Genomic DNA, 13,092 nt, shown 5'->3' with positions numbered 1-13,092 from the left:
ATGCGTGGGTTTACCGGTTGGCGCTGGCGGCGCCCGCGTTGGCTCATCCTGATGATGGTGCTGGCGTTGCCGCTGATCGGGCTACTGCGACAGTGGCTGTGCCAGACCGCTGTTGAGGGCAAGGTGACAGCGGTGCCCAGTGCACAGCTGTTGCAGATCGGGGAAGAGCGGGTGCGGCTTGACGAGGTGGTGCTGGCCAGCGAGCCTGAAACTGCACGCGAGGCGCGTCGCTTTCTGCAAGCTCGGCTGCAGGGCCAGTCGGTGCGCTGTAGCGGCTGCCGTCGCGCTGAGAGCGCTGTCGTCAGCGGTTACTGTGAGTTGCCCGATGGAACCCGGGTTGGGCGCTTACTCGTCGAGGCCGGCTTTGCTCGCGACTGCCCAGCAGCCTCTGGCGGCCAGCATGCCGCCTTTGAGACCGAGCGGGCGAAGGCGATTCCGTTGCCCGATCGCTGCCGGCCTTGGATGCGACGCGGTCCAAGGCCGCCGATTCGCTAGCCACGAAGGGTGTCTGCTGAATATCATCGTCTTCCCGATTTGAGCGTCAGGTTAGCGCTCATCGGGAAGGAGCGGAAAGTCAACCGCTACTTAATCTTGCCTTCCTTGTACATCACATGCTGGCGCACCACGGGATCAAACTTCTTGATCTCCATCTTGCCCGGCTGATTGCGCTTGTTCTTGGTCGTGGTATAGAAATGCCCGGTTCCAGCGCTGGAGTTCAGGCGAATCTTATCGCGTGCGGCCTTGGCCATGGTTGCTCGCTCCTAGAATTCTTGTGGCTGTTGGAATTCTGAGTAGGTGTTGATTCGGCGACGGCTCAGACGCGCTCGCCACGCTTGCGCATGTCAGTGAGCACGGAGTCGATGCCGAGCTTGTCGATGACGCGCATGCCCTTGGTGGAGACGCGCAGGCGAACCCAGCGATTCTCGCTCTCGACCCAGAAGCGATGGTAGTGCAGGTTCGGCAGGAACCGGCGCCTGGTCTTGTTGTGGGCGTGAGAAACGTTGTTACCGGTCAGCGGCCGTTTGCCGGTGACCTGACAGATCTTGGACATGGTGGTGCAGGGCTCCGATGCGAGTGGTCTCTGCGGCGATGGGGCGGGCGAGTCCTGGAGCCTCGAGCCGACCGCTGCCGCGACGTGCGCCGCCGACGCAGGACGCTGGCAGATCACGACGAATACGAAATACTAAGCCGATAAAAGTTAATGGAAAACGCGGCTAGCGTCAACTTCTATCTGCTTGCGAGGTCGGCACAAGCGCAGCGATTCCACCCATGGGCTAGATCAGACCACCCGTGGTGCTAGATCAGGCCTCCGTGGTACTAAATCAGCCCGCGCTCGGCGAACGAGGTGCCGTCTTGCTCACCGACGATGATGTGATCGAGCACACGCACATCGATGAGTTCGAGCGCGTCTTTCAGGCGTTTGGTGATGTGCAGGTCGGCCTGGCTGGGCTCGGCGACACCGCTGGGGTGATTGTGGGCGAAGATCACCGCTGCGGCGTTCCAACGAATAGCCTCTTTGACGACTTCGCGCGGGTGCACGCTGGCGCCATCGATGGTGCCGCGGAACAGCTCCTGATACTCGATGACGCGATGCCGGTTGTCGAGAAACAAGCAGGCAAAGACCTCATGTGAGAGGCCGCGCAGGCGCAGCTTGAGATAATCACGCGTGGCATCCGGGCTGGTCAGTACATCACGACCGGTCAGCTCCTCGCGCAGATAGCGGCGGTTGATCTCCATCACCGCCTGCAGCTGGACGTACTTGGCGTCGCCGAGGCCTTTGGCCTTGCAGAAATCGCGCTGGTTTGCGGCGAGCAGGCCAGCCAGACCACCAAAGGTTTGGATCAGATCACGGGCCAGATCGATGGCGCTCTTGCCGGTGATGCCGGTGCGCAGAAAGATCGCCAGCAGCTCAGCGTCGGTGAGCGATTGGGCGCCGCGCTTGAGCAGTTTCTCGCGCGGGCGCTCGTCCTCGGGCATGTCGGTGATCTTGGTCATGGGGTCTCCGTTCGGTCCTTTGGCTAACGCCCGAAACAGTGGCCTTAGAGGAGGCTCGGTGTTGGCTTCCTGCATCAAGACTGCCGACGCTGCAGGTATCGCTGTGCAGCAGCATGGAGCCGCTCGCCGGGAGGCTCGTCGTCGAGCAGGGCTTCGACAAAGGCCTCCTGATCACGCCTGCTCAGGCGGAGGCGTTCATGCTCTAGCAAGGTCTCTTTGGCCGCTTTTTGGGCTCTACTGACGACGAAATCCGCTAAAGATTGGCCTTCTAATGCGGCGGCCCTGCTCAAAAGCTGCTTTTGCTCCGTAGTGATCCTTGCTTCCAGTCGCTTTACCTGGTGCTGATTGACGCTGTTGAGTGTTTCCGACATCTGTTGTCCCAGTTGACGGCTAATCTGTGCTAACAATCTACGGCAGATAAACGCGCGATACAATCGATCTCAGCACAGCTGCTGAACCGAGACTAACCGGTTGACTGTACCTTGATCGGGTATGATGCAGCGCTAGCATTGACGAGGTTACTCAGTAGAGGTTGCCGACAGTGATCAAGCCCCGTGACCAGGAATTGCAAGCGCAGTTAGTGCATGTACTGCTTGGCATCAGCGGCGGGATCGCGGCTTACAAAAGCGCTGAGCTGGTGCGGCGTCTGATCGAGCGCGGTGCTGAGGTACGGGTGGTCATGACGCAGGCGGCACAGGCCTTTATCACGCCCTTGACCCTGCAAGCGCTCAGCGGCCACCCGGTACGCGCGGATCTGCTGAGCCCGGAGGCCGAGGCCGGGATGGATCATATCGCCTTAGCGCGCTGGGCCGATCAGGTGCTGATCGCGCCAGCGACCGCTGATCTGATCGCGCGCCTAGCCTGCGGGCTGGGCGATGATCTGCTGACCACGCTGGTGTTGGCGACTGAGGCGCCGGTGGCGATTGCGCCGGCGATGAACCAGCAGATGTGGGCGCATCCGGCAACCCAGGAGAATGTGGAGCGCTTGGCCGCGCGCGGGGTGCGGATGATCGGCCCCGCGGTTGGCGACCAGGCCTGTGGCGAGCAGGGTGCTGGGCGGATGGAGGAGCCGGTGGCGATCGCAGAGGTGATTTTAGGCGCTCATCAGGCACCTCATGATGCAGGCCAGGGTCGCGCCGAGTCTGAGGCCCGAGCTGGAGCCCAAGCCACAAGAGCTGGCTCCCAAGCGACAACGCAGTCAGCCAAAGTGGAGCAGCAGCGGCAGGATGCCGTTTCGAGCCGCGCTGGTGCAGCAGACGCTGAGCGGATGCTGCAGGCGACAACCTTCACTAACGGTCATCCGCTTGCCGGGCGACGGGTGCTGATGACGGTGGGCTCAACGCGTGAGGCGATTGATCCGGTGCGCTTTATCGGCAATCGCAGCTCGGGCAAGATGGGCTATGCGCTCGCAGAAGCGCTGCGCGCCTGTGGTGCGCAGGTGATGCTGATTGCTGGGCCGACCAGCGTTCCGGCGCCGGTCGGGATGATGCGAGTGGATGTTGAATCGGCGCTGCAGATGCGGGCTGCGGTGATGGCGCAGGTGCATACCTGTGATCTCTTTATCGCTACCGCCGCCGTCGCGGATTATCGTCCTGAAGCGCCGGTCGAGGGCAAGATCAAGAAGACCGACGCCGCAATGACGCTGAACTTGGTGCGTAACCCCGATATCCTGGCCGAGGTGGCGGCCTTGCCGAAGCAGCCGTTCACAGTCGGTTTTGCCGCCGAGACCGATGATCTCGAAGGCCATGCAAGGGGTAAGCTTGAGGCCAAGCAGTTGTCGATGATCGCCGCCAATCGCGTCGGCGACAGGTTGGGTGGATTCGAGTCCGATAAGAATGCGCTCATCTGCCTCTGGCCTGACGGTGGCCGGCGTGAGCTGCCCATGATGTCTAAACCCGCGCTGGCCACGGCGCTTGCTGATCTGATCGCCGAACGCTATGCCGCACAGTCTGCAGGTTAAGGTCTTGGATGCACGGCTGGGTGGCGAATTCCCGCTGCCGGCCTATGCGACTGTTGGCTCGGCGGGGCTGGATCTACGGGCGCTGCTAGCAGCGCCGCTCGAGCTGGCCGCTGGCGCCGTTGAGCTGATTCCAACCGGGCTGGCGATCCACATCGCTGATCCTGGTCTTGCGGCGATGATCCTGCCGCGCTCTGGCCTCGGTCATCGGCATGGCATCGTGCTCGGTAATCTGGTCGGGCTGATCGACTCAGACTACCAAGGCCAACTGATGGTCTCGTGCTGGAACCGGAGCGCCGAGTCCTTCCGCATCGAGATTGGCGAACGCATTGCGCAGCTGGTCTTGGTGCCGGTGGTGCATGCCGAACTCGAGCTGGTGGATGCGTTTGATCAGAGCGCGCGCGGCGAGGGCGGTTTCGGCCATAGTGGTCGGCATTGATCAGCCAGTCGCAATCAGCTTTCGGGACGCTAAGACCCTCCGCGAACTTGTCTCAATCGGCCAGCCACAGGTCCATAGCGCGTCGCTACACCGGACGATGAAGCGATCTTTTCAGGGTAACGGGCATGGGGGCCGCGCCACCCAGGCAAATGAATCCTGTGAGATTCAGATTACAATGTCGATCTGTTGATGCGAGGAGTTTCGATGTCGATTGCTGCAGACAGCGCCCAAAATATTGCCCACGTCCTCACCGAGGCGTTGCCCTATATCCGTCGCTTCTCGGGCAAGACCATGGTTATCAAGTACGGTGGTAATGCCATGGTCGAGCAGGCGCTGAAGGACGGCTTCGCCCGCGACATTGTGTTGATGAAGCTGGTCGGGATCAATCCGGTGGTGGTGCACGGCGGTGGGCCGCAGATCGGCGATCTGCTGAAGCGGCTGGGCAAGGCCACCGAATTCGTCCAGGGCATGCGGGTCACCGACAGCGAGACCATGGACGTGGTCGAGATGGTGCTCGGCGGGCTGGTCAATAAAGAGATCGTCAACCTGCTCAACCGCCATGGCGGCTCAGCGGTTGGGCTGACCGGCAAGGATGGTGATCTGATCCATGCCCGCAAACTTGTTCTGCGCCGTGATGCGCCAGAGCTCGAAGCCCCCGAGATCCTCGATCTCGGTCATGTCGGCGAGGTCGATAGCATCGATCCCGCCGTGATCAACATGCTAGTGCAGGGTGACTTCATCCCCGTGGTCGCCCCGATTGGTGTCGGCAAGGATGGCTTCTCCTACAACATCAATGCCGATCTGGTCGCTGGCAAGATGGCCGAGGTGCTGCAGGCCGAGAAGCTGGTCTTGCTGACCAACACGGCTGGACTACTCGACGAGCAGGGCGCGCTGATCCGTCAGCTCGAGGTCGCACGGGTGAATCAGCTCATCGCCGAGGGCGTGATCCATGGTGGCATGCTGCCAAAGATCCGCTGCGCCCTCGAGGCCGTTCAGAGTGGCGTGCGTGCCGCCCACATCCTCGACGGTCGCGTCGAGCACGCCGTGCTACTGGATCTGTTCACCGATGAAGGCGTGGGGACGTTGATTCGCGGGCGTTGAATGAGGCGCGAGCGATGCGCCTGTAGCCCGCAGCCTGATTTAAAGCGGCTGTCGCCTGAACTCTCAGGCGCTGGTGCTGAGTCTACAGAAACTGATACCGGACGCGTGCTTGATGGGCTAGGGTCAGTGCGTCGCCCCGCGGTGGCTGAAGGCCGCGGAGCGACGCGTTCCCGCCTCGCCGGAGTCACAGTCAAAGATTAGCTGCTAGCCGACGATTGAACTGCGACCCAGTCGAGGTTTTGGCACCCTCAAACTTCACTTCCATACTCAGCTCGATAGTCAGCCAAGGCGGCGAGCGTTGCTTGCGAAATCCCGCTCTCATCGACGTACTGGATCAGGCTATCCAGGTTGACGATACTCTGCACCGGGATGCCGTAGCGCGCGCGCGCCTCTTGGATGGCTGAGGTGCGGCCTTCGCCACGCTCTTGGCGATCCAGTGCGATAATCACGCCAGCGAGTCGGGCCCCGGCCTGCTCGATCAGGGCAGCGGATTCGCGTACCGAGGTGCCGGCGGTGATCACGTCGTCGATCAAGAGCACATCGCCCTGAAGGGGGCTGCCGACGATGATGCCGCCCTCGCCATGGTCCTTGGCCTCCTTGCGGTTGAAGGCAAAGGGCGTTTCCCGACCATGCTCATGGGCCAGCGCAATGGCTGTGGCCGCGGCGAGCGGGATGCCTTTGTAGGCTGGGCCGAAGAGCACATCGGTCTGCAGACCGGTGGCGATGATGGCCTGGGCGTAGAAATGGCCGAGCTTGCCCAGGCTCGCGCCCGTATTGAAGCCGCCCGCATTGAAGAAATACGGGCTGACGCGACCGGACTTGAGGGTGAAGCTGCCGAAGCGTAAGACGCCGGCCTCGATTGCGAAGCGGAGGAAGTCTCGTTGATAGGAATGCATGACGCCGTCTGGCCTCTCTCATCATCGTTACCGGGCCGGCATGATAGCCCGAGTCCGGCGCCGCGTCCGTGCGGGCGATACCTGTTGAGCGGCTGGCCTAATTGGCACAGCGGGCCTAGCTTGCACAGCGGGCCAGCGGCATCGCCTCTGCGGGGTCGCTGCGCATGATGACCGGCTCATTACTGACGGCCTGGGTGGTGGGGTTGCTCGGCGGGGTGCACTGCGTTGGCATGTGCGGCGGTATCGTCGCGACCCTCACCGCCGGACTGCCGCGTGAGCAGCGACAGCAATTGGCGCGGCAGCTGCCGTTTCAGCTCGCTTACAACAGCGGACGCATCCTCAGTTATACGCTGGCGGGCGCACTGATGGGCGCGCTGGGCGCGGTCGCGCTCGAGTTTCTGCCGCTGCATCTGGCGCAGCGGGCGCTGTATCTCATTGCGGCGGTCTTCATGCTCGCGCTTGGGCTCTATCTGGGCGGCTGGTGGCAGGGGCTGACCCGCATCGAGCAGCTCGGGGCGGGGCTCTGGCGTCTCATCGAGCCGATCGGGCGCCGTTTCCTGCCTGTGCGCCATTGGTCGCAAGCGCTGGCGGTCGGTCTAGTCTGGGGCTGGCTGCCCTGCGGACTGGTCTATAGCGTGCTCATCTGGTCCGCAGGCTCGGGAGGACCGTTGCAGGGGGCTTTGCTGATGCTGGTGTTCGGTCTCGGCACCTTGCCCAACCTGCTCGGGCTGGGTCTCTTAGCCGGCGCCGCCGCGCGTCTCAGTGAGCAACGCTGGCTTCGTCAGCTCGCGGGCGTGATGGTGATTGGGTTTGGTCTGTATGCGCTCTGGCAGGTGGTAGTGCTTTAAGGCAGCGTGCGCCTTGCCTTGGTACACAGGCCGGTCAGAAACCGATGTCCTGCTCATGCAAGCCCTCCTGCGACCCGGTCTCGGCGGAGTAATCCTGCGCTGTGACCCACCATAATCGATGTGTCAGTTTTTTTTACACTAAGCTAGGAATAGGAAAAACAATGACTTAGAGTGTTCTTGATCTGGATTTTAGATAAGGTAGACCGTCTTTAATACTTTTAAGATCAGTGACTTAAGCTAACTTTCAACTGCATCTACGACACCTCATCATAATTGCTGACTTGACGACATCTGTTGTCAAATATTTTTACAAAAGCGGTGACGAGAAGAGTTGTCGATTTTTTAAAGTATTGTTTTTTATTATTTTTTTAAGTTGGCATGAGTTTTGCTTTGTACCTGAGTGCTGTACTTGGGCTTTGTGCTTTGCTCCCTAAACCAAAGAGATCACATCATGGCTATTGATATGAAACCAATCCTAAAAACCAGCGTCATCGCCACTTTCTTTTACGCATCGACAGCAGTTGCAGTTCCGCTGGAGTTGGTTGGCGATGAAGGCCTGATTGTTTTTGAAAGCCTCGACAACGGTCTCGGAATATACGATGTTACCAATAATACTGGTGGCGGCCTAATCGGCTTTGGGGTTTCCAATAACGATTCGACGCCGGTGGTGAAGGATTTCGGTTCTGGCTTTACAGACCAAGGTACGGCGTTTGCCGATAATGACGGCGAAAACCAATTTACTTACTGGGTCAGGACACTGACCCAGTTAAACTGGGCTACGGAAAGTGTTAATCTTTTTGAAGTAGCAGCACCTGGAGAAACTCTCTCCACCTTCTTTGATATCTTCGGTGAATTCTCTACCGTAGCTGGCGGTGAAAACACGATCAACTGGTATGACGCTGTCGATGGCTGGCTTGAAGATGGCAACACGGTCTCGGGTTTCTTCGGCTTCCAGGCAGTAAACGTCGCCTCGTCGGTTATCGGCGTGACTGATGCCGCTAACGGGCCTGTCTATTTCACAGCCGGTCAGGCGATCACCGGTACTACAAACGCGGTCCCACTGCCCGCAACGGGTTGGCTGATGATCACCGGACTGGCCAGCCTCATCACCCTGCGGCGCAAGCGCCGCACTGATCGAACCGCGTAAAGCTAGTCAGAACGTCCCGCCGGATCAGCGGCGGGACAATTTTTCTATGGCGGCAGAACTGCGAGAACTGAAAACCGCGCTTGAGCAGATGTCTCTCAAACGAAGCGCATTTAACATCAATCTCACACGATTCATGTTCCAGGTTGACGCCGCGCTATGAGAGTTAGGTGCCGGGACCAGACACCTAAAAGCGGAAACCACCTAAGCTTCATGACTTGATGCCGTTGCGCGCATCGCTGATGCCCAATGTCAGCTGACCTGGGTTTTTGACGCGCAATTGCTTGGTGCGGCTCTGCAGCCCACTGACCAGATCGACCGCGCTGTAAGAGACACCGAAGCTCTCGGCGATGAAGCGCAGAAGCTCGGCGTTGGCGCGGCCATCGATCGGTGGCGCCTTGAGCTTCACCTTGAGCGCATCGCCGAACGGCTCGGCGAAGGCGTTGCGGCCAGCGCGTGGCTGTACGCGCAACCGCAGCAGCAGGTCGTTGCCCTCCCAGCGATACCAGTCAGCCGAGTCGACCATTATTTTCGGATGCCGTGCTCAGGCCAGCAAGCTGCTGGCCCATGGCTGAGACTTGGACTTCAATCGCCGAGAGACGCTGCTTGACCTCGCTCATGTCAGCGCGGATCTCAGAGCGCATGGTTCGCAAGATGTCTAAGACAAGATTGTCGGGCTCGTTGCTCATGGTATGACGTCACTCTTCTTTAGAACGGACTCCCGGTCAACAGCCGCAACGGCGGCAGCAACAGCATCTCGAGCAAGACCAAACTGATCATCACCACCATTGGCGATAGATCGATACCGCTCATCGGCGGGATCAGCCGTTGCGCCGGGCGCATGATCGGGTCGGTGACATCGCTGAGTAGCAACACCGCCGGATTATAGGGGTCTGGATTCACCCAGCTCAGGATCACCCGGATCAGCACCGCGAACAAGAAGATGCTGATGATCAGCGATACCAGCCCCGGCAGCGCCCAGAGCAGGGCGCCGAGTGGGTTGCGACCGAGCCCCATCAGCATCGACAGCAACGCCAGCTCGCAAGCCTTCAGCACCCAGGCCAGCACGACCGCCGAGAGGTCGAGTCCGGCATAACCAGGGATCACCTTGCGCAGCGGCCGCAGCACCGGCGAGGTCAGCTTGACCACGAACTGCGAGATCGGGTTGTAGAAATCGGCCCGCGCCCACTGCAGCAGGAAGCGAACCACGACCAACGTGATATAGAGCCCGAACAGGGTCTTGACCAGGAAGATCAGTGGGTTGGTAAAGTAGGCCTCGGTCATGTCTCCTCCGCGATCAGTTCGGAAAGCTCCTGCGCGCGATGCCGAGCAGCGGACACCGCGCGCAACGTGAGGGCCGGCAGACCACCCTCTTCGAACACCGCAATGGCGCGCTCGGTGGTGCCACCCGGCGAGGTCACACGCTGGCGCAATTGTTGCGGTGACTCGTCGCTCTCGACCGCCATCCGCGCGGCGCCGAGTGCGGTCTGGATGCTGAGCAGCCGGGCACCTTCGGGGTCGAGTCCCTCGGCGATCGCGGCCTTCTCGAGCGCCTCCATGAACAGGAAGAAGTAGGCCGGCCCGCTACCGGAGAGGGCAGTGACCGTGTCGAGTTCAGCCTCGGTCTTGACCCAATGGGTGAGGCCGCCGGCGCGCATGACCTCTTCGGCCAGGTTGATCTGCTTCGCCCAGGTACCGGCGCTGGCATGCAGCCCGATGGCGCCGGATTGCACCAGCACCGGGGTGTTGGGCATTGCGCGCACCAGCGGCGCGGGCTGTCCGAGCCAGCTGTGGATCGAGGCCTCGGTGACGCCAGCCATCACGGAGATGACCAGCGGCAGCGGCTCGCTGAGCAGGGCGCCGACCTCGCGGCAGGCGACCGCGGCCACCTGCGGTTTGACACAGAGGACGATGACCTCGGCGGCGTCGATGGCCTCGACAGTCTGAGCGCAGGCGGTGATGCCGAACTGCTCGGCGAGCGCTGCGCGCTTCGTGGTATCCGGGTCGCTGACGGTCAGCTGCGCGGCCTCATAGCCGTCTGCGATCAGCCCAGCGATGAGGCTGCGGGCCATGTTGCCGCCGCCGATGAAGGCAATGCGTGTGGTGGTTGAGGGCATAGGCAAGAAGATCCCTGACGTCGTCGGTTGTGCAGAAAGTGCGTCAGTCGTGGCGCGGACGCGTTGCGGCGCTGGTCGCTAGCTAACCAGCCCGAGCGGCCTCGTATGATGGTCTCGGGCCGAACACGGCCGTGCCAATACGCACCATTGTAGCGCCCTCGGCGACCGCGGCCTCAAGATCGTCGGACATTCCCATCGATAGGGTCGCAAGCGGCTGCTCGGGCGTGGCAAGCTGATCGCGCAGTGCGCGCAGCTCGGCAAAGGGCTGGCGCTGGGACTCGAGGTTGTCGCTTGGGGCCGGCAGGGTCATCAACCCCTCGATGCGCAGCCCGTCGATCGCGCTGCACTGCTCGAGCAGTAAGGGCAGCGCCTCCGGTTCGACGCCGGCCTTGCTCGCCTCGCCGCTCAGATTGACTTGCAGACAACAGCGCAGTGGCGCAAGCCCGAGCGCGACCCGCTGCGCGCCGAGGCGTTGGGCGTGATGCGCATCACCCAGCCCATGCACCCAGCAGAAGTGCTCGGCAATGAGCTTGGTCTTATTGCTCTGAATCCGGCCGATGAAGTGCCAATCCAGCGCCAGATCAGCGAGCAGCGCCTGTTTATCGCAGGCCTCTTGCACATAGCTCTCGCCAAAGGCCACTTGGCCGTGCTGATGGACAGCGCGGATCAGCTCCGCCGGCTGCACCTTACTGACCGCGAGCAGCGCGACGCTGCCCGGTTCGCGACCGAAGCGAGCCTCGGCAGCGGCGATGCGCGCACGCACCGCCTCGAGTCGAGCGGACACCTCGGTATTGTCGGAGGCGTTCATGGTGTAGCTGCTCCTCATTCAGGGCGAGATTCAATCGTCCAGCGCACAGAGCGCGTCGCTATCCAGGGCGATTAAGCAACGGTTTCAGGATAAACCCGTGCTGAACTCAAGGGATTCACGTGAATCTCGCGCGATTCATCTGCTGGGTGGCGCGGAGCCATGCGCGTTAACCTGAATCTCACGCGATACATTTTCCGGGGTGGCGCCGCGCCATGAGCGTTAGGTCCGGTCTGCAGGCTGGGTGTTGAGGTTATAAGGCGTCGGCTGCTCCAGCAGGCTCGCGACCAGCGCGCGCAGTGCCTGGCCGCGATGGCTGAGCGCATTCTTGGTCTCTGGCTCCAGCTCCGCGGAACTCATGCCGTGCGTCGGCACGCCAAAGATCGGGTCGTAGCCGAAGCCGCGCTGGCCGCGCGGTGCCTCGAGGATCAGCCCTTCCCAGGTGCCTTGGCAGATCAACGGGGTCGGGTCATCGGCATGGCGCAGATAGACCATCACACATTGGAAGCGCGCGCTGCGATTGGCGCCGGGCTGCTCGGCGAGCGCTTGTAGCAGCTTCTCGCAGTTGGCCTCATCGCTACTCTCGGCGCCGGCGTAGCGCGCCGAGTAGATGCCGGGCGCGCCCCGCAAGGCGTCGACCTCGATCCCGGAATCGTCAGCGATCGCCGCGCGGCCACTGCAGCGTGCCGCGTGACGCGCCTTGAGGATCGCGTTCTCGACGAAGGTCAGGCCCGTCTCCTCGGCCGACCCGATGCCGAGCTGGCCTTGCGGGATCAGGTGCAGCCCGGCGGGGGCGAGGAGCGCCTCGATCTCGCGCAGCTTGCCGGCATTGTCGCTGGCAAGGACGATGGCGTTGGTGTTGGCGTCAATCTTAGGCTGCATGCGTCATGTTCGTGCTTGTTCTGGGTTTCATCCGCGTCATCCACGGTTCAGTTCGCGGTCGCAAGGCTCAGTCGGTGAGTGCGGCGCGCTGAGCGGCAATGATCTGTTCGATGCCGATCGTCGCCAGGTCGAGCATGGCGATCATCTCGCTGCGTGAGAAGGGCGCCGCCTCGGCCGTGCCCTGGATCTCGATCAGCCCGCCGTCATCGGTCATCACCACATTCATATCGGTATCCGCGCTGCTGTCCTCGGCATAGTCGAGGTCCAGCACCGGCGTGCCGGCATAGACACCCACCGAGACCGCAGCAATCTGTCGCTTCAGCGGCGACTGCTGCAGCTTGCCGTGGCTGACCAGACCCTGGATGGCGATCTGCAATGCGATCCAGGCGCCACTGATCGCCGCCGTGCGGGTACCGCCATCGGCCTGAATGACATCGCAATCCAGCGTGATGCTGCGCTCGCCGAGCTGTTTAAGATCAACCGCCGCGCGTAGCGAGCGACCGATCAGGCGCTGGATCTCAAGGGTACGCCCGCCCTGCTTGCCGCGCGCCGCCTCGCGCTGCATGCGCTCACCGGTCGAACGCGGCAGCATGCCATATTCGGCCGTGATCCAGCCCTGACCTTTGCCCCGCAGGAACGGCGGCACACGCTCTTCGACGCTGGCGGTGCAGAGCACCCGGGTCTCGCCGAACTCGGCCAGGACCGAGCCCTCGGCCTGGGACGTAAAACCGGGGGTGAAGCGCAACGGGCGCAGCTGATCAGGTTGGCGGGCGGACGGGCGCATGTGGGACTCCATGGATGAAGGGGGCGAAGATAATGGAGGGAGGCGAAGATAATAAGCAAGGCGGTCTGGCCTGCGAGTTGTGACTGTGGCGCTCGTCAGGAGAGCGGTCTCGCCGTAGCCTGAT

18 protein-coding genes are annotated in these 13,092 nt (G+C 61.8%); 6 read left to right on the top strand and 12 right to left on the bottom strand.

Annotated elements, in window-relative coordinates; translation table 11 throughout:
- Positions 1-495, top strand: a complete 495-nt coding sequence (locus tag CCR96_RS14610; RefSeq protein WP_201220841.1) for a hypothetical protein — start codon at positions 1-3, stop codon at positions 493-495.
- Positions 496-581: 86 nt separating this feature from the next.
- Here CCR96_RS14610 and rpmG read toward each other — a convergent pair whose 3' ends face one another.
- The 4 genes from rpmG to CCR96_RS14590 form a co-directional block, all read right to left on the bottom strand.
- A complete protein-coding gene (gene rpmG / locus CCR96_RS14605; RefSeq protein WP_093034499.1) occupies positions 582-749 on the bottom strand; it encodes a 50S ribosomal protein L33 in 168 nt (55 codons plus the stop codon).
- A gap of 65 nt (positions 750-814) precedes the next feature.
- On the bottom strand, positions 815-1,051 hold the full coding sequence (gene rpmB, locus CCR96_RS14600) for a 50S ribosomal protein L28 (RefSeq protein WP_201220840.1): 237 nt from the start codon (positions 1,049-1,051) through the stop codon (positions 815-817).
- Positions 1,052-1,317: 266 nt separating this feature from the next.
- Positions 1,318-1,995, bottom strand: coding sequence for a RadC family protein (radC, locus tag CCR96_RS14595; protein WP_201220839.1), 678 nt, complete (start codon positions 1,993-1,995; stop codon positions 1,318-1,320).
- Positions 1,996-2,069: 74 nt separating this feature from the next.
- Entirely contained in the window at positions 2,070-2,366 is a 297-nt protein-coding gene (locus CCR96_RS14590) for a type II toxin-antitoxin system TacA family antitoxin (RefSeq protein ID WP_201220838.1), read from the bottom strand.
- 170 nt (positions 2,367-2,536) lie between these two features.
- On the opposite strand from CCR96_RS14590, the gene coaBC reads away from it, so the two are divergent.
- The 3 genes from coaBC (at position 2,537) to argB (ending at position 5,492) form a co-directional block, all read left to right on the top strand.
- Positions 2,537-3,955 (top strand): bifunctional phosphopantothenoylcysteine decarboxylase/phosphopantothenate--cysteine ligase CoaBC, encoded by a 1,419-nt coding sequence (gene coaBC / locus CCR96_RS14585; RefSeq protein WP_338035887.1) that lies wholly within the window; start codon positions 2,537-2,539, stop codon positions 3,953-3,955.
- A complete protein-coding gene (gene dut / locus CCR96_RS14580; RefSeq protein WP_201220837.1) occupies positions 3,933-4,391 on the top strand; it encodes a dUTP diphosphatase in 459 nt (152 codons plus the stop codon). Before coaBC ends, dut begins: the two co-directional genes overlap by 23 nt.
- A 204-nt stretch (positions 4,392-4,595) precedes the next feature.
- Complete coding sequence (gene argB, locus CCR96_RS14575) at positions 4,596-5,492, top strand: acetylglutamate kinase (RefSeq protein WP_201220836.1); 897 nt, start codon at positions 4,596-4,598, stop codon at positions 5,490-5,492.
- Between the two features lie 248 nt (positions 5,493-5,740).
- Here the strand turns inward: argB and pyrE are convergent, their stop codons facing one another.
- The gene (gene pyrE / locus CCR96_RS14570; RefSeq protein ID WP_201220835.1) at positions 5,741-6,388 is read right to left on the bottom strand and encodes an orotate phosphoribosyltransferase; all 648 of its coding nucleotides are present in this window, start codon (positions 6,386-6,388) and stop codon (positions 5,741-5,743) included.
- 164 nt (positions 6,389-6,552) lie between these two features.
- On the opposite strand from pyrE, the gene CCR96_RS14565 reads away from it, so the two are divergent.
- A complete protein-coding gene (locus tag CCR96_RS14565) occupies positions 6,553-7,236 on the top strand; it encodes a sulfite exporter TauE/SafE family protein (protein ID WP_338035886.1) in 684 nt (227 codons plus the stop codon).
- 451 nt (positions 7,237-7,687) lie between these two features.
- Positions 7,688-8,383, top strand: coding sequence for a VPLPA-CTERM sorting domain-containing protein (locus CCR96_RS14560; RefSeq protein WP_201220834.1), 696 nt, complete (start codon positions 7,688-7,690; stop codon positions 8,381-8,383).
- 208 nt (positions 8,384-8,591) lie between these two features.
- Here CCR96_RS14560 and CCR96_RS14555 read toward each other — a convergent pair whose 3' ends face one another.
- The 7 genes from CCR96_RS14555 to rph all read right to left on the bottom strand — a co-directional run bounded on the left by CCR96_RS14555 (position 8,592) and on the right by rph (position 12,968).
- Positions 8,592-8,906 (bottom strand): DUF167 domain-containing protein, encoded by a 315-nt coding sequence (locus CCR96_RS14555; RefSeq protein WP_201220833.1) that lies wholly within the window; start codon positions 8,904-8,906, stop codon positions 8,592-8,594.
- Positions 8,890-9,069 carry a hypothetical protein gene (locus CCR96_RS14550; protein WP_201220832.1) on the bottom strand — a complete coding sequence of 60 codons (180 nt, stop codon included), beginning with the start codon at positions 9,067-9,069 and terminating at the stop codon, positions 8,890-8,892. The genes CCR96_RS14555 and CCR96_RS14550 overlap by 17 nt, the downstream gene beginning before the upstream one ends.
- A 19-nt stretch (positions 9,070-9,088) precedes the next feature.
- On the bottom strand, positions 9,089-9,664 hold the full coding sequence (locus CCR96_RS14545; RefSeq protein WP_201220831.1) for a YggT family protein: 576 nt from the start codon (positions 9,662-9,664) through the stop codon (positions 9,089-9,091).
- Positions 9,661-10,497: a pyrroline-5-carboxylate reductase gene (gene proC / locus CCR96_RS14540; protein WP_201220830.1), complete on the bottom strand. Its 837-nt coding sequence runs from the start codon at positions 10,495-10,497 to the stop codon at positions 9,661-9,663. The genes CCR96_RS14545 and proC overlap by 4 nt, the downstream gene beginning before the upstream one ends.
- Positions 10,498-10,579: 82 nt before the next feature.
- Positions 10,580-11,305: a YggS family pyridoxal phosphate-dependent enzyme gene (locus tag CCR96_RS14535; RefSeq protein ID WP_201220829.1), complete on the bottom strand. Its 726-nt coding sequence runs from the start codon at positions 11,303-11,305 to the stop codon at positions 10,580-10,582.
- Positions 11,306-11,524: 219 nt separating this feature from the next.
- Complete coding sequence (gene rdgB / locus CCR96_RS14530) at positions 11,525-12,184, bottom strand: RdgB/HAM1 family non-canonical purine NTP pyrophosphatase (protein WP_201220828.1); 660 nt, start codon at positions 12,182-12,184, stop codon at positions 11,525-11,527.
- Between the two features lie 67 nt (positions 12,185-12,251).
- The gene (rph, locus tag CCR96_RS14525) at positions 12,252-12,968 is read right to left on the bottom strand and encodes a ribonuclease PH (RefSeq protein WP_201220827.1); all 717 of its coding nucleotides are present in this window, start codon (positions 12,966-12,968) and stop codon (positions 12,252-12,254) included.
- Positions 12,969-13,092 lie beyond the last annotated feature (124 nt).

The sequence above is a fragment of the Halochromatium roseum genome (assembly GCF_016653315.1).
In the GTDB taxonomy this organism is placed as follows: Bacteria; Pseudomonadota; Gammaproteobacteria; order Chromatiales; family Chromatiaceae; genus Lamprobacter; species Lamprobacter roseus.
The sequence above is the reverse complement of the archived record's forward strand: the minus strand, read 5'-3'. Positions and strand labels throughout refer to the sequence as shown.

Bases quoted from the DNA above. Each gene is read 5' to 3' on its own strand.
- CCR96_RS14590 (WP_201220838.1), bottom strand. From the start codon at position 2,366: ATGTCGGAAACACTCAACAGCGTCAATCAGCACCAGGTAAAGCGACTG.
- rpmG (WP_093034499.1), bottom strand. From the start codon at position 749: ATGGCCAAGGCCGCACGCGATAAGATTCGCCTGAACTCCAGCGCTGGA.
- CCR96_RS14560 (WP_201220834.1), top strand. From the start codon at position 7,688: ATGGCTATTGATATGAAACCAATCCTAAAAACCAGCGTCATCGCCACT.
- dut (WP_201220837.1), top strand. From the start codon at position 3,933: ATGCCGCACAGTCTGCAGGTTAAGGTCTTGGATGCACGGCTGGGTGGC.
- CCR96_RS14550 (WP_201220832.1), bottom strand. From the start codon at position 9,069: ATGAGCAACGAGCCCGACAATCTTGTCTTAGACATCTTGCGAACCATG.
- proC (WP_201220830.1), bottom strand. From the start codon at position 10,497: ATGCCCTCAACCACCACACGCATTGCCTTCATCGGCGGCGGCAACATG.
- CCR96_RS14610 (WP_201220841.1), top strand. From the start codon at position 1: ATGCGTGGGTTTACCGGTTGGCGCTGGCGGCGCCCGCGTTGGCTCATC.
- CCR96_RS14535 (WP_201220829.1), bottom strand. From the start codon at position 11,305: ATGAACGCCTCCGACAATACCGAGGTGTCCGCTCGACTCGAGGCGGTG.
- CCR96_RS14555 (WP_201220833.1), bottom strand. From the start codon at position 8,906: ATGGTCGACTCGGCTGACTGGTATCGCTGGGAGGGCAACGACCTGCTG.
- rdgB (WP_201220828.1), bottom strand. From the start codon at position 12,184: ATGCAGCCTAAGATTGACGCCAACACCAACGCCATCGTCCTTGCCAGC.
- radC (WP_201220839.1), bottom strand. From the start codon at position 1,995: ATGACCAAGATCACCGACATGCCCGAGGACGAGCGCCCGCGCGAGAAA.
- argB (WP_201220836.1), top strand. From the start codon at position 4,596: ATGTCGATTGCTGCAGACAGCGCCCAAAATATTGCCCACGTCCTCACC.
- rpmB (WP_201220840.1), bottom strand. From the start codon at position 1,051: ATGTCCAAGATCTGTCAGGTCACCGGCAAACGGCCGCTGACCGGTAAC.
- pyrE (WP_201220835.1), bottom strand. From the start codon at position 6,388: ATGCATTCCTATCAACGAGACTTCCTCCGCTTCGCAATCGAGGCCGGC.
- CCR96_RS14565 (WP_338035886.1), top strand. From the start codon at position 6,553: ATGATGACCGGCTCATTACTGACGGCCTGGGTGGTGGGGTTGCTCGGC.
- CCR96_RS14545 (WP_201220831.1), bottom strand. From the start codon at position 9,664: ATGACCGAGGCCTACTTTACCAACCCACTGATCTTCCTGGTCAAGACC.
- rph (WP_201220827.1), bottom strand. From the start codon at position 12,968: ATGCGCCCGTCCGCCCGCCAACCTGATCAGCTGCGCCCGTTGCGCTTC.